Below are 20,335 nucleotides of genomic sequence, written 5' to 3'. Positions count from 1 at the left end.
CCTAATATATATTTTTTATGGAGGTGATAGTTTTTCTTTATCACACTTATTTTTCTTTAAAATACCGCAATAAGGCTTGCGCATTTTCAACATAATAGGGAACCGATACCTGAAAAGCTGCATCATCGATGGTCATGTGATCATGATGGAGGTCTGGCGCATCCGGATCTCCATTTGAACCGATAAAGGCAAAGACTCCAGGAATTCGTTCTTGGTAAAAGGCGAAGTCTTCTCCAGCTGTAGATGGATTTGCTGGAAGCACCTCAGCCAAGTCTTGTGAAGCTTCCCAAACGACTTTGGTCAATTCCTCATCATTAAAGGTAACAGGCGGGGTCACTCCCCACTCAAAAGCTACATCCACTTCCAAGCTTTTTGCTATATGACGAATGATCGAAATGAAATGTTCCTTCAACTCTCTTTGCACACTCGGATTAAAGGAGCGAATCGTTCCTTCAAAATAGCCTGATTTTGGGAGTACATTCCAGGTTGAACCCACATCTAGATGCGTAATCGATAAAACAGCTGTTTCAAAAGGAGAAACGGTCCGTGAAATTAATAATTGTACATTCTGAACCATGGTTGTAACGGCTGTTACCGTATCAACTCCCAAGTCTGGTCTCGCAGCATGGCTACTAACCCCTGTTACAGTGACCTTAAATTTCTCTACCCCTGCCATCATAGCTCCAGCATTCAAAGCAAGTTGACCTGCTTTTAGCTGAGGCATATTATGAAAACCAATAATTCCTTGAACATCCTCCAACAGTCCTGTTGCTAAAACGTCAGAAGCACCTTCTGATATTTCTTCAGCCGGTTGAAAGATCAAGCGTATTGTTCCTTCTAGCTGGTCTTCTTTTTCCTTGAGAAGAGCTGCTGCTCCTAGAAGACTGGTTTGATGAAAATCGTGACCACAAGCATGCATGACACCCGGATTTTGACTTTGGTAGGGAAGATTCGTTTGTTCCAAAATCGGAAGGGCGTCGATATCTGCACGTAGCGCCACCACTGGTTGGCCGGACCCAATTTCTGCAATCAGACCAGTTTTTAACCCACTATCTAAAATACGAATCCCCAACTCTTCCATACGTTCCCTTAGAAAGGCGGTTGTCTGGTATTCTTGACCAGACAATTCAGGGTGTTGGTGGATATAGTGGCGAATCTCTGCTAACTCTTCATAAGAAAAAGACACAAATCGTCATCTCCTTTCAAACTTAAAACTATTCTATCACTAATAAGAGTAGTCGTCCAATTTCTGTTTCTTGGGTTTTGGTATAGCTTAAAACTATATCAAAAAACTCCTAGATCCATATCCTAGGAGTATCTCTTTTAATCTTAAGAAAGATTTCCTTCAAATTTTTCCATAAAGCTTTCACTATTGTAGGCTTTTTCTACTTCCCATTTGCCATCTTTCTTAACAAAGGTCAACTGGTAGTCGTACCGATCCGGCGTCGTCAAGGGACGATCTGCTAGAGAAGCCATCATTTCCTCTCTATAGGCTTTGTTTTGAGCCTGATTGGCCTCAATGATACTCGAATAATCTTTACGATGTTCTTGATAGAAGGTCTGCATGTGGTTTAAAATCGTCTTTTCCATGCTGACAGTCTCAGGATTTAGACTAATGACCACCTTGTCCGGGAGATATTGTTTAACCTTATAGGTTAATTTAGCGCGCTTTGCATTTTCCTTTTCATAAGCATCGATAAACTGGGTCACTTCTTCTTCTGGGAATTGGTAATCGTGTAGTTTACGAGTAAAATCAGCTGCAAATTTCGCACGGAAATCACTGGCTTCCTTTTTCAAATCAGTTCCCAAAACAAAATCATCATCCTTTTTGACCTTTCGTTGACCACTGAAGTAAACTTGATTGATGTATTCATCAGCTAGAAGGGTAGAAGCTTCCACCTTGTCCTCATACTGAGAAGAATCCACCACAAATTTTAGAGGCTTCGCTTTTTTATCAGAGCTATAGGTTTTTCGTTCATACTGCACTTCGTATTTTTTGCCTTTTTCGACTGGGAAGACAATATAGCCGGTTAATTTTTTATCCTGGGCCAACTGATCACTCTTGAGCAATTGGAAGGCTTCCGTTTGGTCATAAATTCCTGACTGCAATTTGACCTTGTTGTTCTCCGCATCGTAAATGGTGATATCTGAATCTGACACGTTAATAGATTCTTTAGCAACATTCTTAAATTCTAATTGAAGGGCCAAATAAGTGCCGTCTTCTGAGTCATTGAGGACAGGCGGTTTGATGTATTGCCCTCCTTTTAGGCTCAGCTCTACTTGACCGTCAGATGCTGAATTTTTCGCCGCTTTTTCCGTCTTTGATTGCTGCGAATTTGTCTTTTGAGCAGTGGTGCCACAAGCTACTAGACTCAATGTCGCCACAGCAAATAGGGTCCATTTAAAAATCTTTTTCATCCTTATCTCCTTAAAAAAGTTTTGTTCTATTTTAACATCTTTTTCTATCTATGTATACGCTATATAGTGATAACTCTTCCCTATCATAAAAAGGCCAAGACCTTCGTCTCAACCTTTTAACTAAAATATGATAGGTCTTGATTTTACAAGATGCCTTTTTCTTTTTGAATCATGAAATCCTTGAGGGAAATCAAGAGAACTGCAAGGAGGATCATGACCATCCCAATCACATCAACCATAAAAAAATGCTCCTTCATAATGACAAAGGCAAAGAAAACTGCCGAAACAGGCTCAAAGGACGCCAGCAAGCTTCCTTTAACGGCTCCTACCAAAGAGGTTCCTTTCAGAAAGGCTGTATAGGCAAAAATCGTCCCAATCACCACCAAGCCAAAAAGGGCCATCCAGGTATCGAGTCTGTAGTTTCCAGAAGAAGAGAGAAGACCACTAAAAGGGAGCATTAGGATTCCTGGAATAGTCATCCCAACTCCAATCACCAGCATGCTTCCCCATTTTTGAATCAAGTTCAGAGGTAGAATGATATAGAGGGAATAGGCAAAGGCTGACACCACTCCCCAAACCAAACCTTTCGGATTGATAGCCAGATGGTTAACTTGACCGTGTGTTGCTATTAAAAATGTGCCACCAATCGCTAGAAGCATCGAAACCACTTCTGCCAGTGTAGGGGCTACCCTATCCTTGACACAGGTATAGGCTAAAATTCCAACCGGACAGAGATACTGTAACACCGTAGCAGTCCCAGCATTGGTTTCAGCAATCGCCTCTAAATAGGTCAGCTGAGTCAATAACAATCCTAAAAAGGCAAAAACAAGGAGGGGGAGGTAGGAAGATTTATCTTTGACAAAGGCCAAAAACTTCTCCTTATCTGCAACGTAGGAAAGAAGAATAAGGACAATTCCAGAAAAAAGCAAACGGAGATTTGTTAACTCAATAGCCGAAAATCCATGAACCATTAAATATTGCCCGCTAACTCCTGATAGTCCCCAAGCGATCCCAGCAATCAAGGTCATGAGTGTTCCTTTCATCGTCTTTGACATAGTCCCCTCCCAAATCTGTTCCTTACTTTTATTGTATCATAAAAGGCCGAAACGAAACGTTTCAGCCTCATATATTTCATATAAATTTATTCGCTTATTCAGGTTGAACCAAGATCTTGATTTGAGATTTATCTTGTGTTAATTCAACAAATCCTTCTTCAACGATATTTTCCAATTTAATTTTCTTGGTAACCAATTTTTCAGCAGAGAAGTAGCCTTGTTCCATCAATTCCAACACTTTAGGGAAGATATGACGGTAGGCAATAATTCCTTTGAGAGATTTTTCTTGGATAGCGAATTCATTTGGATTGATGCTAGCTTCACGTTCCCAGATAGATACGACCATACATTCCCCAGCTTTATGAACCGCTGCAAGGGCTTGACCTAAAACAACTGGAACTCCAGTAACTTCATAAGAAACATCTGCTCCACCACCTGTTAAACGATGGATGGCTTCGACGATTGTTTCTCCTTCTTCTGGGCGAACAACGATTGCTCCCAATTCTTCCGCTTTCGCTTGGCGTTCAGGAGATAATTCAACCGCATAGATTTTTGATGCTCCTGCTGCACGAAGGGCTTCAACAATCAAAAGACCGATTGGACCCAAGCCAAAGATAACGGCTGTATCCCCAGTTTTCAATGCAGATTGACGAACGGCATAAACAGCCACAGCTGCAGGTTCTGTAAGCGCAGCTTGTTCATAGCTCAAGCTATCTGGAATCACATGGACAAGATCACCGTCAAGGACACAATATTTGGCAAAACCACCATCTGCAGCAAGGCCGACAAAGTTCAAGTTTGGATCAAGGTTATAATCACCAATCAAATTGTGCTCTGCAAGAATTGGTTCGATAGTGACACGATCCCCAACTTTGACACGAGTCACATCACTTCCGACTTCTACAATTTCACCAGAGAATTCATGTCCCAAAGTAACCGGTGCTTTTTGACCAGAATACACATGTTCTTCAGTTGGGATGAAGATCGGTCCATCCAAATATTCATGCAAGTCCGTCCCACAGATCCCTGTGAACTTAACTGCCACTTTTACTTGATGTGGTTGTACTTCAGGTACTTCCACTTCTTCGATACGAACGTCTTTTGCTGCATGCCAGCGAGCTGCTTTCATAGTAGCCATATGATGATCTCCTTTATATTTCCATGATTTGCATTTTCCTTTTCAGGAAACTCAACAAATCTATTGTAAGCCTTTTCACAAACTTTGTCAAGAAGAAACTGAAGATAAAAAAGAGCCGCCCTTCGACTGCTCCTTCTTACTTCTTCTTGATTCGTGAATTCTCTATTCTCCAGCCCACAATCCAACCAAGGACAAGGAGATAATTTTCAAGCGCACCAATCCCATTGACTGGCAGATGATAGTGAAAATAATTGAAGAGATGATTGGTCCCAATCCCAAGCCCACCGATAATCAAGGCCAATAAAACCGTACGAAGATAAAACCAATCATATTTCAGATTGACAGCAATGAGAATCACAAGAACTGCCACATTCCAAATCCCAATCTCCCGCTGCCAACCGACAGAAATACCGTATCCCGAATGACTTCCCATATAGGATGGAAAGAATAGTTGGAAGATAATCGCTCCAGACATAGCGATAATGACTAGGATAAATAAAACTCTTAAAAATTTATTCATGTAATTCCTCCTAATACCTGTTGACATGTAATCGTCTTTCCTATTCTAACACAATTTTATAGATAGTAAAAACCAACCTCTCAGCTGGTTTTTTCTCTATTACTCTTCTTTCAACTTCGCCAATTCTTGAGCAAGTAACTTGAGGGCTACTTGTGGGTTGGCTTGGCCTTTGGTTGCTTTCATAAGGAAGCCTGTGAAGGCCTTGTCAGCATTCCGTTTACCTGACTTGAAGTCGGCTACGGCTGCTTCATTGTCTGCAAAGACTTGGTGGATGATTGGAATCAAGACTTCTGGATCTGAAATCTGTACCAATCCGGCTTTTTCGACGTATTCACGCGCACCGCCACCGTTTTTTGCCAAGTGAACGAAGACTTTCTTGGCAATCTTAGAAGAAATGGTTCCATCTTCGATGATGGCAATCATTTCCACCAAGTTTTCTGGTGTCAATTGGATATCTTCAAGGGTCTTGCCTTCTGCATTCAAGAATTGTGCCACTTCCCCTTGGAGCCAGTTAGAGACTTGTTTAGCATCTCCGCCAAGGGCTACGGCTGCTTCAAAGAAGTCAGACGTGACTTTCGTCGCTGTCAATTGGTTGGCATCATAGTCAGACAAGCCAAGCTCTGCCACGTAGCGAGCACGGCGATCTTTTGGAAACTCTGGCAACTCCGTACGCATTTCCTCGATCCACTCATCTGAGATTTCAAACAAGGGAAGGTCTGGTTCTGGGAAGTAACGGTAATCCGCTGCCCCTTCTTTTACCCGCATAAGAATCGTGCTCTTGTTGGCCTCATCATAACGGCGTGTTTCTTGACGAATAATCCCACCTGAACGCAAAATTTTTGTTTGACGCTCCACTTCGTATTCAAGACCTTTACGGACGTTTGAGAAAGAGTTCAAGTTTTTCAACTCCGTCTTGGTACCAAATTCCTCTTGGCCGTATGGGCGAAGGGAAATGTTGGCATCCACCCGCATTGATCCTTCTTCCATCTTGACGTCAGAAATGCCAGTGTATTGGATGACTTCTTTCAAAGCTGTCAAATAAGCATAGGCTTCTTCCGGAGAACGCATATCTGCTTCAGATACAATCTCGATCAATGGGACCCCTTGACGGTTGAGGTCTACATAAGAGAAACCGTCTGTTCCGTGGGTGTTCTTACCAGCATCTTCTTCCAAGTGGGCCCGTTCAATCCCGATTTTCTTAGTTGAGCCATCTTCCAATTGCACTTCAATCCAACCGTTGTAACCGATTGGTTCGTCAAATTGCGAAATCTGGTAGGCCTTTGGATTATCAGGGTAAAAATAGTTCTTACGGTCAAAGTGCATGTGCTGATGGATGTCCATATTCAACGCCAAAGCAGCCTTGATACCAGCGTCCACAACACCCTTGTTCAAGACAGGAAGCACCCCTGGGAAAGACCAGTCAATCACATTAGTATTGGCATTTTGCTCGTTCCCAAAGTGGGCAGAGGTTGGTGAGAAAATTTTTGAGTTTGTATTCAATTCAACGTGGACTTCAAGTCCGATGACTGTTTCAAAGTTCATTAATTGTCACCTCCGAAAATAAGGGGTTGTTGCTTATGGTAATCCGTTGTTGCTTCAAAGGCTGCTGCGGCTTGGTAGATGGTTTCTTCCGAATACTTAGGACCAATCAACTGCAAACCAACTGGAAGTCCTTGCGCAAAACCTGCAGGAATCGAAATCCCTGGAAGACCTGCTAAGTTAACTGGAATGGTCAACAAGTCCGCCAAGTACATGGCAACCGGATCATGGTTAAGCGAATCCAAATCAAAGGCCACGCTTGGAGCTGTAGGACCAAGGATGAGATCGTAATCCGCAAAGACTTTTTCGAAGTCTTGGATAATAAGTGTCCGGACTTGACCAGCTTTCTTGTAGTAAGCATCGTAGTAACCAGATGACAAACTGAAGGTTCCCAGCATGATTCGACGTTTGACTTCATCACCAAAACCTTGGCTACGAGAGTTCACGTAGATATCATCCAAATTCTTGGCATCTTCCGCACGGAAACCATAACGAATCCCATCAAAACGTTGCAAGTTTGAAGAGGCTTCAGAGGAAGCGATGATGTAGTAGACAGCAACCCCATATTTAGAATGAGGCAGACTGACTTCTTCGACAGTTGCTCCCAATTTTTCAAAGTGGTTAGCCGCATTAAGGATCGTTTCTTTGACTTCTGGGTCAATTCCTTCCCCAAGGTATTCTTTCGGAAGGGCAATCTTCATACCCTTGATGTCTTGACCAATCTTAGAAGTAAAGTCTGCTACACGAACAGGTGCAGAAGTCGAATCCTTGTCATCTGCACTGGCAATCACATTAAGCAATTGCGCATTTTCCTTAACGGTTGGAGCAAACGGTCCAATTTGGTCGAGTGAGCTACCAAAGGCAATGAGACCGAAACGAGAAACTGTTCCATAGGTTGGCTTGAGTCCAACAATCCCATTGAAGGCAGCAGGCTGGCGGATAGAACCACCTGTATCTGAACCAAGAGACAAACGGACTTGTCCTGAAGCGACAGAAGCTGCCGAACCACTTGAAGATCCACCAGGCACCTTGCTGTGGTCCCAAGCATTCTTGGTTGGTCCATAGTAAGAAGTCTCACCAGATCCACCCATGGCAAACTCGTCCATGTTGGTTTTTCCGACAACAATCATACCTTTAGCTTTGGCGTTAGCAACCGCTGTCGCATCAAAGATAGGCTCATAGTTATAGAGCATTTTTGATGCTGCAGTCGTCAAGATGCCGTCAGTAGAGATGTTATCTTTCACTGCCAATGGAATCCCTGATAGAAGATTATCTGCATCGATTCCTTTTTCATCAATGGCCTTGGCTTGTGCAAGGGCCACTTCTTCAGCCACCGTCACAAAGGCATTGACTGCTTCTTCACGCGCCTTGATATCGTCAAGTGTCGCTTGAGTCAATTCTGTTGCTGAAATTTCCTTAGAGACAAGGAGGTCGTGCAACTCTTCAATGGTTTTATGGTTGAATGACATTAGGCATCTCCTCCATCTTCTAGGATAGCTGGTACCTTGATGTAGTAATTGTCTTTTTCAGGTACATTTTTAAACAAACGGTCGCGGTCAGTGCCTTTTTCAGCAATATCCGGACGCAATACAGTCTTGCGATCCGCCATGGTCGTTGTTGGAGCCACACCGGTTGTGTCCACCTCTTCCAACAATTCCACCATATCCACAATCTTCGATAAGGTTGTCGCAAACTCAGCTGTCTCTTCTGGAGAGAATTTCAATTTTGAAAGATTGGCAACGTGGGTTACCTCTTCTTGCGTAATTTTCATCTTGCTTCCTTTCGTGAATTGATGATTTTTCAATACCCTCTATTTTACCATAATTTAGCTCAATTTGCTTGCCTTAGAAAAAATCTGTAGGACTTTTTTGTCGCTACAGATTCTTCATTTTATATTGCTTTTTCGCCTAATTGTCCCATCTCTATTAGAGTTTCTTTCCAGAGTTCCTGGACATGAGATGCGAGGTAGCAAGAAGCCAAGTCATAAGAAGCCTGATGAAATGGTGCAAGGTCACTTTCAAAGAGCTGGACCAGCTTGTCTGCCAACTCTTTGAACAATTGTTCTTCGGGCACTGTCTCGCTATAAGGTACCAAAAAGCCATTTTCACCCTCTTTTATAAAAGTTGGATTGCCATAACGAGCATCAAAGCCGAGCAAGGCTAACCCTGCTCCAGCCGCCTCCAGCAAGGTCAATCCAAAGGTCTCCCACTGAGAAGTGGTAAGGTAGGCTTGGTAGCAGGGATAAATCTGCTTAAGATCCGCATGACCACGTAGATGAATAGAGTCTTGCGCTTCAAGCTCCTGAATCAGGTGTCGCAAGTTGTCCGCTTCTCCACCTTTCCCATAAATATCAAGCTGAAGGGCTGGGAGTCGTTTCTGTGCTTGAGCCACTACTCGAATGGCCAAATCGATGCGTTTTCTTGGATCCAAACGGGAAGCTGTAATCACACTAAAGGGAGGCCTATCTCCTTGTGATTCCGTCAATTCTTCTAGATGCCCTACTGGAATACTATAGATCGGAATTCCTTGGCATCCTTGTTTGGCAAGTGTCTGCTCCAAGACTTCTTTTTGAAGTTCCGTCGCCGTGATGAAGTAATCGAAGCGTTTGGCATACTTGAACACATAATAGTACTCATAGTTGAGATGGCCATTTTCAAATTCATGCTCCGAATGAAACACCATGGCGAGCTTGGAAGGATTATCTTTCTCCAACAAAGGGCGGGCAAAATCCATGCGCGAAGCCCGGTCAAGCAGAATCAGATCCCCTTCTTTGAGCGAAAGTTTCGACAGAAAACGCCTCATCACTTCTGTATGGTTGGTCAAAATCTCAGGCCCCAGTTTATAGAGCCAGCTTCCACCTAACTTCAATTCTTCAAAGGCGATACTTCCATCTTGATTGTGATAGGTCCGTCTGAGAACACTACCATACTGAAAATACTCTGTAGCAAGTTTACAAGCTCCATAATACTCTCGCTTGATCATATTTCCAGATAAAAGATAATCCACATAGCGGACACAGTCTGGATGATAGGGGTCCAGATGAAAGGTCAGTGCGTTTCTATCCGCAAATTGATAGCGAATAGCTTCTTCTGTTTTTTCAACCACATCTAGACGAGTCAGTTGAAACTCCATTTGCAAGGCCCCCACCGTCTTTTGAGGGACTGTAGTCTGTTGATCTGTAAAGCCTAAATGAGCAAAAAGCAACTCCTCATCCCTATGCCCCAAAGAGAGGTAATAGGCCAATTTTTCTGGAGTGGGCCAAGTGGTAAAGATGAACCTAGCTGCCACTCCTAGACTCCGGAGCATTTTTGCCCGAGAGGCTTGTGCAACATCGACCCCATTGGGTTCAAATCCCACTAATAGATTAAAGGTATAAATGGTCATGCTGTTCCTCCCTCTAATCGCTTAAAGATCTCTTTCAGAGCATCTTTTTCTGGCAGTTCCAAGATCCGCACTTGCTCTCTTAACATTTCTTTGAAGGCCTCTGGATGCTGGAGCAATATTTCTAGTTGCTGTTTCATTTCTTCGACTGTATCGGTAATCGTGCTCAATTCTTTATAGGCTTCCTGGTGCACCGTGCTCTTTAAACCAAACAAGACTAGCCCATTTTCAAGAGCACGTATACTACTGTTCATCACTTCTTCACCTTGGTTGCAATCCAGACAAATAGAACATCTAGCTAATAAACTCTCATAATTCCCCAGCGAAATCCCTGGATAGAGGCGTACATTTGGTCGAGCCGCTAAATCTGTTAATTTCAGACCCATGGCCGTTAAGGCTGCAATATGAAAGGTCACTTGTGGGAATTGATGGACCAGGCTAGATAAGCCTTCAACCTCTTGAGAAGCTGTCATGACCAGGGCTTCTGGCTTAAACTTCTCCTGGTCCACATCTACTAGCCCCGACAGAGCCGTGATTCCGTCTTTTTTCTCACTCAAAATGCCATCTTCTACCAACAAAATCTGGCCAACATGCTCTTTGATCTCATCTAGATCATGAGCTTCACGAGCACAGTAGGCTAGTCGCTCCTTTGGTATCTCTTTCACAAAAGCTAGCAAGCTCTGATCCATCAAAAGGATGGCTTCATCTTCCGGCAAGACTTGTTTCAGAACAGCTTTTTGAAGCTCTTCTTTATTGGCATACAGATGATCCCGTCCTTTAGGGGGTTGATGCAAAAAGGTCCCTTGCGAAATATAATGAAGCAGGACTTCTTCTTGCTGACGGTTCAAATAAATGTCTAAATAAGGTTGACCAGCATCAGTAAGGAGACTTTGCTTGCTTCTCCAGCCATAGCGGTTGTAAACATCAATGGATACGATCTCCTCTCCCTGACCAAACCACTCCACTCTTTCAACCGTTCGTGACAAGATATCCTCTCGCAAAACCACATTGGCACGACGCTCCTCTCCATCAAAAAGATAGGTTGTGATCCCAAGCGTCCAACATTCCCATAATTCTGGAACCTCTAAATCATTGAAAAATAAAGGGTTCCCAACTTTTGATGCCGGGTCTTTTTGGGTAAAAAAGGTCGCCAGACTCTCTGTCTGTTCAGCTATATCTGTTTCCAGATTGGTCACAAACACACGGTAGGGCTGGCCAAGTTTGTCCAACAATTTTCGCAAACGATCCAGCTCTCTGGTCTGCTCTGATGCAATAATGAACATGCTGATCCTTTCTCATCAATAAGTTCTTAGTCCATGGTTTATTATGAGAGGTCTAGTGAACGACTGCTGGGATCCCTTGGAAGGCCTCATACCAGTCCAAATCACCATAGAGATATTGATCCTTATCAGACCCTACTTGTAGATTATAGGTCCAAGGTAATGGATACCATGCATCTTTGAAATACAGATTCAAAATTCCTTGATCTCCGTAGACATGCTGATGGTACTCGCGAGTGAGGTAAAAAAGAGCCTCTGTCACTTGGTGGTCTTGCCACCATGCCTTATCAATCACCAAAACTCCAGCATTAAAACCATCTGTCGTCGTCGGCTTATCTGCCACTGCACCCAGTCCATAACCTTTTAGATCGACCTCAAATAAAGGCGATAAATCCTGTGTAAAGATCATACCACAATCCAGATAGAGGATTCGCTCTTCTTCCACAATCTCTGAAATAGCGTAACAGAAATAGGTTGCATAGTGAATATGGTCACTTGGAAGCGAAAAGGACTGGAATTGCTCGGGAGACATCCGACAATTGAGCACTTCTGAATCCAACTGGCGCAAGCGCTGATTCATGATAGTAAACCACTCAGTTGGTAGATCTTCATTTAAAATATAAATTTTCAACTGGTCCTGATGGGCACACAGTGACTTCATAGCGGTTTCCAACTTTTCCATATAAGACAGATTGGCTGAAAACACGACAGCTTTTTTACTCATAACTTCCCCATTTTTTCTTTCATTAGAGTACCATTTTCAAGTGAGGAAAACAATTTCTAAGCCCCAAAAAAGAGACCTAGACAAGTGTCTATGATCTCTTTTACATCGGTTTCTTATTTTTGGTCTAATACTGCTAGTGTATCGTCTACCAAACTTGCCCCTAAGACATGCTTGAAGTGATTCAAAGCAAACTGGTGATTTTCAGGAGTGAGCGACGCCACTGCAGGCTCCACCACTTCAATCTGATAGCCCAAATTGTAGGCATCGACCGCTGTATGGAGGACACAGATATCGGTCAAGACACCCGTCAAAATAACGGTATCCACATGACGTTCCCGAAGGCGGATATCTAGATCCGTCCCTGAAAAAGCAGAATAATGACGTTTGTCCATCCAAAAGACGCGTGGATCCGCTTTGTGCTCCCGATAAAAATCTGCTAAAGGGCCGTACAAATCACGTCCACTAGTCCCAATGATATTATGGGGTGGGAAGAGCTTGCTTTCAGGATGAAAAGGATCGTCTACATCATGCGCATCAATGGCAAAAAAGACATAGGCTCCTTGGTCAAAGGCCAATTGGGTCACCTGAGCAATGCTCTCAGAAATGGCTTGGGCGGGAGCCCCTGCCGTTAGCTTACCTTCATCTGCCACAAAATCGACAGTATAGTCAATTGAAATTAATGCTTTAGCCATTAGTAGTCTCTTTTCTTAATTTCTTCAAAAATATCTGGTATCAACACTTTGAGATAAGTTCCCTTCATTCCGAGTGAACGACTTTCAATAATGCCGGCTGACTCCAATTTCCGAAGTGCATTGACAATCACAGAGCGGGTAATGCCAATACGATCTGCGATGATAGAAGCGGTCAACTGACCTTCATTGCCTTTCAATTCACTAAGAATGGCAGATACAGCACGCAATTCAGAGTAAGACAAGGTATTGACTGCCATATTCACCGCTGTGCGACGACGAATATTCTTCTCGTCCTCCTCGCGTTGGTAGTTCAACATTTGAATCCCTACCACGGTACTAGCAATCTCAACCAAGATCAAATCATCATCCGCAAACTGTTTATCATTGCGCCAAATGATCAAAGATCCCAAACGAATCCCAGAAACATGAATGGGCGCAATGGTGGTCAAGCCATCAGGAAATTCAGACTTGGTTTCAACCGGAAAGATACTCAAATCATGGTCCACATCTAAATTAGCTTCTGTATCGTAGACCAAACTAGCTGCCTTGGCATAATCCTCTGGTAATTTTTTATTTTGAAAGAAAGCTTCTACCCGGTCATTGTTGGTCTTGTAACGCATGAAATAACCAAGAAGGGTTCCCTTGCTATTAATGATACAGGCATTACAGTGAATAATATCTGCCAATTGCTGGGCAATATCATTATAAGGCATCTCAGCCTGCAACTGTTCATCTGTCCGTTTCAAGATAGATGTAATTTTACGTGTCTTTTCTAATAAGTTTGCCATAATAAACCTCGCATATTGTCAGCTCAAGTATATCATATAAGTGTGGGAATTTCAATCAAATTATCTGAAAATTATTTATTTTTTCTACAATTATGCACAATTCAGAAAAATGGCGATGATATAACATGGATTTTATAGAATGAAACAAAAAAAGATTGAAGACCTTCATCTTCAATCCTTTAGCTAATTAGCGTTTGTATTGTTTCAAGAAACGAGTCATTTTTTCTTGAATTTGAGCCAATTCATCCACACGTGGGAGGTAAACGATCCGGAAGTGATCTGGGTCCTTCCAGTTAAAACCACGGCCATGAACCAAAAGAATCTTTTCTTGCTTCAAGAATTCTAAAACAAATTGTTCATCGTCATCCACGCGGTACATATCCCGATCAATCTTAGGGAAGATATACAATCCAGCCTTTGGCTTAACAGCTGAGAGGCCTGGAATCTCATTGATGGCTTTGTAAATAAAGTTCCGTTGTTCGTAGATTCGACCACCTGGAAGCAAGAGTTCATCCACAGATTGGTAGCCTCCAAGAGAGGTTTGCACAACATGTTGAGATAAAACGTTTGAGCAAAGACGCATATTGGACAACATGTTCAAGCCTTCAATATACCCCTTCACATGATGCTTCGGTCCTGACAGAACCATCCACCCAACACGGAAACCAGCAATCCGGTGAGATTTTGACAAGCCATTCATACTCACACAGAAAAGATCAGGCGCTAAGCTTGCAATAGCCGTGTGCTTTTCGCCATCCATGACCAAGCGATCGTAGATTTCATCCGCAAAGATGATCAAGTTATTTTGGCGAGCAATCTCTACAATCTCAAGCAAGATCTCATCTGGATAGAGGGCACCCGTTGGGTTATTCGGGTTGATGACAACGATGGCTTTGGTATTTGAGGTAATTTTCGACTTGATATCCTCGATATCTGGATACCAGTTTGCTTCTTCATCACAAAGATAGTGAACCGCATTCCCACCAGCTAGACTGACAGCTGCTGTCCAAAGAGGATAGTCCGGCATAGGAACCAAGACTTCATCGCCATTGTCGAGCAGTCCTTGCATGGACATAACGATCAGCTCACTCACTCCATTTCCAAGGTAAATATCATCAATATCCACATTTGGAATTTTTTTCAACTGGCAGTACTGCATGATGGCCTTGCGGGCTGAAAAGATCCCTTTTGAATCCGAATAGCCTTCACTATCACGCGCATTCATGATCAAATCATGGATAACTTCATCTGGAGCTGTAAAGCCAAATTCAGCAGGATTCCCTGTATTCAAACGAAGAATTTTTTCTCCATTTGCTCGCATGCGCATGGCTTCTTCCAAGACTGGACCACGAATATCGTAAGCGACATGTTCGAGTTTGCTTGATTTATTATATTCCTTCATATTCTGCCTCGATTCACGAAATTATCTCTATTATACCACTAGTTCAAATAGAGTACAAATTGAGGACTTTAAAAATTCTGCAAAAATATACCAGAAAAGTGAGACTTTACCTTTACATTCTAGCTTAAAAGGAATAAAATATAAGTGTATAAAGAATAGAAGAACTTCTGTTCTATCCATGTTTTCAAGCTATAAGGAGGTAGGGTTATGTCTCAAAAATACGAAAACATCATGGTCGCCGTCGACGGTTCCCATGAAGCAGAATTAGCCTTTGAAAAAGGGGTTAATGTTTCTCTTCGCAACGGCTCTAAGTTGACTATTGTCCACGTCATCGATACCCGTGCCCTTCAAAGTGTCTCAACCTTTGATGCTGAAGTCTACGAAGAATTGCAAGAAGAAGCCAATGAATTGCTCAAAGGCTACAAGGAACGTGCTGAAAAAGTCGGGGTTCAAAATATTGCGACTGTTGTAGAAATGGGAAATCCAAAAGTCCTCTTGGCCAATGATATCCCAAGCAAAGAAGGGGTTGACCTTATTATGGTCGGTGCTACTGGACTCAATGCATTCGAACGCTTAATGGTCGGATCCTCCTCAGAATACATCCTTCGCCACGCCAAAGTAGACTTACTAGTGGTGCGAGATAAGGATAAAACCATGTAAGAAAGAAAAAGAGGCTGGGACAAAAGTCCTAGCCTCTCAATTGTCTTTGGATTGTCGAGCAAGACGCAGTGGTTGAGTGGGATCTACTACGCTGATTTCATCAGCTTTTATAGCCCTACTCAACTGTGCGGAGGTGGGACGACGAAATCGAATTCTAACGAATTACCGATTTCTGTCCCACTCTCTTTTTTAGTTGTCTTTTTTTGCTTCTTTTTGTTTCGCGTGTTTTTCGTAGGCCTTGAGCTGGCGATCGAGTTCTTTTTGGATAGCTGGTTCTGGGGCGTATTTTTCTTCCCAATCATCTGGCTTCAAAATCTTGTGAGTCACTGGATCAAAGTGCGCCTTTCCATCTGGAAAAATCTTACCCATATTTGCACGATGAACAATCTCAAAGACCTCTTCAGGATCCACTCCCATTAGAACAAAGCTACCATAAGTCAGATAGAGGGTATCGATCAAGGCATCGACCTGTCCCACCATGGAAATCTCAGCCGGATGCTTGCTACGCACCTTATCTGCAGCCTTATCCAAAGCTTCGTGAAGGGCCGCTACCGAGCGATCGAATTCTTCCTCACTTGAGCTAGCTGCTCGAACAAATTCCACCAGTTCCTCTTGCTTGAACATGGTCCGATAAAGGGCATCTTGAGGTTGCCAGACCACTGGTTTCTCCTGGGTTTCCCCATCCATTACACCATGGAAGGTTTTGACCTTATTGAAGTGATCATCCTTAGAAAGAAAGAGCTCTTTCTCCGAGAGAATGCCAAAGTGCTGCAGGGCTTTCTGGATACCATCCTTACTATTACTAGTGGTTGTATGCTTGGCAATCGCTTTGACACTCGTCGTCCCATTTCCCATGGCAATGGACAAGCCTACACCTGAGAGCATCTCTAAGTCATTATCCGAATCTCCAAAAGCCATGACTTCATCAATGTCAAAGCCAAATTCCTGACCCACGATACGAATCCCTTCCAGTTTCGAAATTCCTGGGTTAAGGACGTCTGCTGCAAAGGGGCTAGACCGTGTAAATTTCAGATGCGGAAACTCTTTTTCAATTTTTGCAGTCTCTTCCGGACTCGATAAGATCAGTACTTGGTAGATTGGTTCTTGCGCTAGTGCATAGAGGGTGTCCTGACCTTGTGGGACGACCTTGCTGACCACTTTGTTAAATCCTCGACTGACTGTTCGGGCCATTTTGCGAGGCACAAAGCGACTGGACCAGGTTGAAATAGGACTCATCCCAAAACTCATGATCCGAGAACCAAATACTCCATCCTTTGTCCCAAGAGCAATTTCCTTACGGTGTTCTCGAGCATAGTCAATTAGCTGGTGCAGGCTCTTTTTGTCGATTGGGCTGGTAAACAGTACGCGGTCCTTGGTCAAAATATATTGACCATTATAGGTTACTGCAAAGTCAAAGCCATAGCGTTCCATAAAGGGTTTGACAAAGGCAGGTCCCCGCCCTGTCGCAAGTCCTACATAGATTCCTTCTTCCTTCAAAGATTGAATAGCTTTTTCGGTTGATTTGAGAACTGCTCGACTATCATTCACCAAGGTTCCATCGATATCAAAAAAGACTGCTTTTATTTCCATGTCTACTGTTTCTTTCTTTTTATGTTAAAATAAATTATATCACATATTCCAAGGAGCTTCACATGTTTAAAAAAATTTTAGCACTTCATACAGGAGGGACCATTTCCATGGCTGCAGATGACTCTGGGGCAGTGATCACCAATGAAGTCAATCCCATGACCCAAGTTACTTCTCCAATTGAAGGAATTGAAGTCACTTCTGAGGATATCTTCAATCTACCAAGTCCACAAATGACACCGCATCACATGTTAGCTCTATATCAAAGAATCAAAGAGGCAGCTCACAACTACGATGGCATCGTTATTACCCACGGGACCGATACACTGGAAGAAACAGCTTATTTTTTGGATACCATGAAATTACCTGAAATCTCCGTGGTGATTACAGGAGCCATGCGAAGTTCCAACGAACTTGGAAGTGACGGTGTCTATAATTTCTTAACAGCCCTCCGAGTAGCAGCCGATCCAAAAGCACGTGATAAGGGTGTCTTAGTCGTCATGAACGACGAAATTCATGCGGCCAAGTACGTCACTAAAACCCACACCACCAATGTCAGTACCTTTCAGACACCAACCCACGGCCCTCTGGGGTTGGTCATGAAAAAGGAAATCCTCTTCTTTAAAACAGCTGAGCCACGAGTGCGCTTCGATCTCGATAAAATTGAAGGTTTCGTTCCCATTATCGCTACTTATGCTGGTATGAAAACTGATCTGCTAGATCTACTGGATCACTCAAAAATTGATGGCCTCATTATTGAAGCCTTTGGAGCAGGAAACATCCCTAAAGAAACTGCCCATAAACTCCAAGATTTCATAGATGCCGGACTTCCAATCGCTTTAGTATCCCGCTGCTTCAACGGGATCGCAGAACCAGTTTACGCGTATGAAGGAGGTGGCGTCCAACTCCATCAAGCCGGTGTCTTTTTCATCAAAGAATTAAATGCCCCCAAAGCTCGCATCAAACTTCTCATCGCCCTCAATGCCGGCCTAAAAGGACAAGAACTCAAAGAATACATCGAAGGATAGCATAAGATACAAAGCCCGTAAAATGCCATCTTAAAAGTGAGTAGAGTGGAAACAACACATTTCCACTCTACTCACTTTTTATGATCTAATCTAAATGTTCTTGATTCTCCAGATAAAGAGAGAGCAAATGCCAGTCTGGGTGTTCTCGCCAATTTGGCGTAGTTACAATCTGGCTAGCAACTTTCCTTGCTTCTTCAAGAATGGGATAATCTTCTACTAAATCGGCTACTTGAAATTCTGGAATCCCCGATTGACGGGTACCAAAGATTTCACCTGAACCCCGCATTTTCAAATCTTCTTCAGCAAGGACAAACCCATTTGTCGTCTCTGTCATGATTTTCATGCGCTGTTTGCCACTATCTGTTTTAGGATTGGCCACTAGAATAGCATAGGATTGCTTATTTCCGCGACCAACCCGGCCTCGAAGCTGGTGCAGTTGGCTAAGGCCAAACCGATCTGCATCCATGATGACCATGACAGTCGCATTGGGCACATTGACTCCTACTTCAATAACGGTTGTGGATACCAAAACATCGACTTGGTGCTCTTTAAAGGCCTGCATGATGGCATCTTTTTCTTCACTTTTCATCTTCCCGTGAAGAAGAGAAACGCGTGCTCGCTGTCCAAAGAAAGCAGTTAATTCCTCTTGAAGCGCCAGGGCATTTTTTAAATCTAGCGCTTCTGACTCCTCGATCAAGGGAGAGATAAAGTAGGCTTGAGAACCTTTCGCGAGCTCTTTTACCAACCAGTCGAGGACCACTTCTAACTGCTCATGCTTGACCCAACGTGTCTTAATTCCCTTACGTCCGGCGGGCATCTGATCAATGATGGACACATCCATATCTCCAAAAGCTGTAATCGCCAAGGTCCGGGGAATAGGGGTAGCCGTCATCATCAGGACGTCTGGATTTTGTCCCTTTTCTCGAAGGATGCGACGCTGGGAAACCCCAAAACGGTGCTGCTCATCAATAATGACCAAACCTAGATCTTGATAGTGAACTCCCTCTTGAATCAAGGCATGTGTCCCCACAATCAGTCGAGCTTGTCCTGAGGAGATCTCCTCTAAGACTTCTCGTTTCTCAGCTGCCTTTAATCCTCCCGTTAGAAGAGCAATTGGCAAATCCGGAAAAAGATTTTGCAAGCTTTCCTTGTGCTGCTCAGCTAGAATCTCTGTTGGAACCATCAAGGCAGCTTGCTTACCCGCGCTTAAAGCTGCATACATGGCAAGACCGGCCACGACTGTCTTCCCGCTTCCCACATCCCCTTGAAGCAAGCGATTCATATGATAAGGAGAGGCCATATCTATCAAGATTTCATTCAAGCTGTTTTCTTGAGCTTGCGTTAGTTCAAAAGGAAGCTGTTTTTTTCGTTCTGCTAATTTTTCTGGATCCCAGGCCAGGGAAATTCCTTGGCTGGCATCGTGATTTTCTTCTTTTAGCACTTGGAGCTGTAGCTGGAAAAAGAGGAGTTCTTCAAATTTCACCCGGCGAAGGGCTTGCTTGTACTCTGCTAGATCCTTAGGAAAATGCATAGCCTGCACTGCTTGAGAACGTGACAAGAGTTGATAACGCTCCCGCAAAACTTGGGGCAAGTTCTCTTCTAAAAGCTGATCCAAGCCCTGATCGAATGCTATTTTGATCAATTTCACCAGGCTGTTTTGGCTGACTCCTTGCATCACCCGATAGACTGGCTGCAAATCATCTTCCACTTGAGCAAGGAGCTTCATTCCTGTTAAGCTCCCCTTGGCCTTGTCCCATTTCCCAAAAATCGCTACTGTTTGCTGGACCTCGATTTTGTCTGCTAAATAGGGTTGATTGAAAAAATTAACCGCAATCACTTGGTCTCCCTGTTTGATCGAAAAACGCAATCGATTTCGTTTGTAACCATAGTATTGGACATTGGCTGGTGTTGCTACCACCCCAGAGATGACTGCTTTTTCCCCATCTTCCAGCTCTAAAACATTGCGGGTTTTGAAATCTTCATAGCGAAAGGGGAAATACAAGAGTAGATCTTCTAAGGTTTCAATCCCTAATTTTTTAAATTTTTCCGCCGATTTTGGACCGACGCCAGGCAGTACGGATAAGGGTTGGTGTAAATTCATTGTTCCTCCTTTCTTTTATAAA

18 protein-coding genes are annotated in these 20,335 nt (G+C 43.3%); 2 read left to right on the top strand and 16 right to left on the bottom strand.

Going from position 1 to position 20,335, the window contains the following annotated elements; all coding sequences use genetic code 11:
* Positions 1-46: 46 nt before the first annotated feature.
* The 14 genes from ACVC7Q_RS08670 to ACVC7Q_RS08605 form a co-directional block, all read right to left on the bottom strand.
* Positions 47-1,186 (bottom strand): amidohydrolase, encoded by a 1,140-nt coding sequence (locus ACVC7Q_RS08670; RefSeq protein WP_447265563.1) that lies wholly within the window; start codon positions 1,184-1,186, stop codon positions 47-49.
* A 143-nt stretch (positions 1,187-1,329) separates the two neighbouring features.
* Positions 1,330-2,418 carry a DUF4352 domain-containing protein gene (locus tag ACVC7Q_RS08665; protein WP_447265562.1) on the bottom strand — a complete coding sequence of 363 codons (1,089 nt, stop codon included), beginning with the start codon at positions 2,416-2,418 and terminating at the stop codon, positions 1,330-1,332.
* A gap of 143 nt (positions 2,419-2,561) precedes the next feature.
* Entirely contained in the window at positions 2,562-3,473 is a 912-nt protein-coding gene (locus tag ACVC7Q_RS08660; RefSeq protein ID WP_447265561.1) for a DMT family transporter, read from the bottom strand.
* A 94-nt stretch (positions 3,474-3,567) separates the two neighbouring features.
* Complete coding sequence (locus ACVC7Q_RS08655; RefSeq protein WP_021153756.1) at positions 3,568-4,611, bottom strand: 2,3-butanediol dehydrogenase; 1,044 nt, start codon at positions 4,609-4,611, stop codon at positions 3,568-3,570.
* 136 nt (positions 4,612-4,747) lie between these two features.
* On the bottom strand, positions 4,748-5,131 hold the full coding sequence (locus tag ACVC7Q_RS08650) for a hypothetical protein (RefSeq protein WP_447265560.1): 384 nt from the start codon (positions 5,129-5,131) through the stop codon (positions 4,748-4,750).
* A gap of 99 nt (positions 5,132-5,230) precedes the next feature.
* Positions 5,231-6,673 (bottom strand): Asp-tRNA(Asn)/Glu-tRNA(Gln) amidotransferase subunit GatB, encoded by a 1,443-nt coding sequence (gene gatB / locus ACVC7Q_RS08645; protein WP_447265559.1) that lies wholly within the window; start codon positions 6,671-6,673, stop codon positions 5,231-5,233.
* Positions 6,673-8,139, bottom strand: a complete 1,467-nt coding sequence (gatA, locus tag ACVC7Q_RS08640; protein WP_447265558.1) for an Asp-tRNA(Asn)/Glu-tRNA(Gln) amidotransferase subunit GatA — start codon at positions 8,137-8,139, stop codon at positions 6,673-6,675. Before gatA ends, gatB begins: the two co-directional genes overlap by 1 nt.
* Positions 8,139-8,441: an Asp-tRNA(Asn)/Glu-tRNA(Gln) amidotransferase subunit GatC gene (gene gatC, locus ACVC7Q_RS08635; protein ID WP_070575453.1), complete on the bottom strand. Its 303-nt coding sequence runs from the start codon at positions 8,439-8,441 to the stop codon at positions 8,139-8,141. Before gatC ends, gatA begins: the two co-directional genes overlap by 1 nt.
* Positions 8,442-8,560: 119 nt before the next feature.
* Positions 8,561-10,054 (bottom strand): glycosyltransferase, encoded by a 1,494-nt coding sequence (locus tag ACVC7Q_RS08630; RefSeq protein ID WP_447265557.1) that lies wholly within the window; start codon positions 10,052-10,054, stop codon positions 8,561-8,563.
* Positions 10,051-11,334 (bottom strand): accessory Sec system glycosyltransferase GtfB, encoded by a 1,284-nt coding sequence (locus tag ACVC7Q_RS08625; protein WP_447265556.1) that lies wholly within the window; start codon positions 11,332-11,334, stop codon positions 10,051-10,053. Before ACVC7Q_RS08625 ends, ACVC7Q_RS08630 begins: the two co-directional genes overlap by 4 nt.
* Before the next feature lie 52 nt (positions 11,335-11,386).
* Positions 11,387-12,055, bottom strand: a complete 669-nt coding sequence (locus ACVC7Q_RS08620) for a glycosyltransferase family 8 protein (protein ID WP_447265555.1) — start codon at positions 12,053-12,055, stop codon at positions 11,387-11,389.
* Positions 12,056-12,168: 113 nt separating this feature from the next.
* Positions 12,169-12,747, bottom strand: coding sequence for a cysteine hydrolase family protein (locus ACVC7Q_RS08615; protein WP_134974223.1), 579 nt, complete (start codon positions 12,745-12,747; stop codon positions 12,169-12,171).
* Positions 12,747-13,535, bottom strand: coding sequence for a GTP-sensing pleiotropic transcriptional regulator CodY (gene codY, locus ACVC7Q_RS08610; protein ID WP_003005668.1), 789 nt, complete (start codon positions 13,533-13,535; stop codon positions 12,747-12,749). Before codY ends, ACVC7Q_RS08615 begins: the two co-directional genes overlap by 1 nt.
* Before the next feature lie 187 nt (positions 13,536-13,722).
* Positions 13,723-14,937, bottom strand: coding sequence for a pyridoxal phosphate-dependent aminotransferase (locus ACVC7Q_RS08605; RefSeq protein WP_003008537.1), 1,215 nt, complete (start codon positions 14,935-14,937; stop codon positions 13,723-13,725).
* Positions 14,938-15,144: 207 nt separating this feature from the next.
* On the opposite strand from ACVC7Q_RS08605, the gene ACVC7Q_RS08600 reads away from it, so the two are divergent.
* Entirely contained in the window at positions 15,145-15,597 is a 453-nt protein-coding gene (locus tag ACVC7Q_RS08600; RefSeq protein WP_023918966.1) for a universal stress protein, read from the top strand.
* Positions 15,598-15,786: 189 nt separating this feature from the next.
* Here ACVC7Q_RS08600 and ACVC7Q_RS08595 read toward each other — a convergent pair whose 3' ends face one another.
* Positions 15,787-17,187, bottom strand: a complete 1,401-nt coding sequence (locus tag ACVC7Q_RS08595) for a Cof-type HAD-IIB family hydrolase (RefSeq protein ID WP_447265554.1) — start codon at positions 17,185-17,187, stop codon at positions 15,787-15,789.
* 62 nt (positions 17,188-17,249) lie between these two features.
* Here ACVC7Q_RS08595 and ACVC7Q_RS08590 point away from each other — a divergent pair, with 62 nt between their 5' ends.
* A complete protein-coding gene (locus ACVC7Q_RS08590; protein ID WP_447265553.1) occupies positions 17,250-18,212 on the top strand; it encodes an asparaginase in 963 nt (320 codons plus the stop codon).
* Positions 18,213-18,297: 85 nt separating this feature from the next.
* Here ACVC7Q_RS08590 and recG read toward each other — a convergent pair whose 3' ends face one another.
* Positions 18,298-20,313, bottom strand: a complete 2,016-nt coding sequence (recG, locus tag ACVC7Q_RS08585; RefSeq protein ID WP_447265552.1) for an ATP-dependent DNA helicase RecG — start codon at positions 20,311-20,313, stop codon at positions 18,298-18,300.
* Between the last annotated feature and the right edge of the window lie 22 nt (positions 20,314-20,335).

The organism is Streptococcus sp. W151, assembly GCF_053010205.1.
Note: the sequence above shows the minus strand (reverse complement) of the source record. Positions and strands in the feature narration are given on the sequence as shown.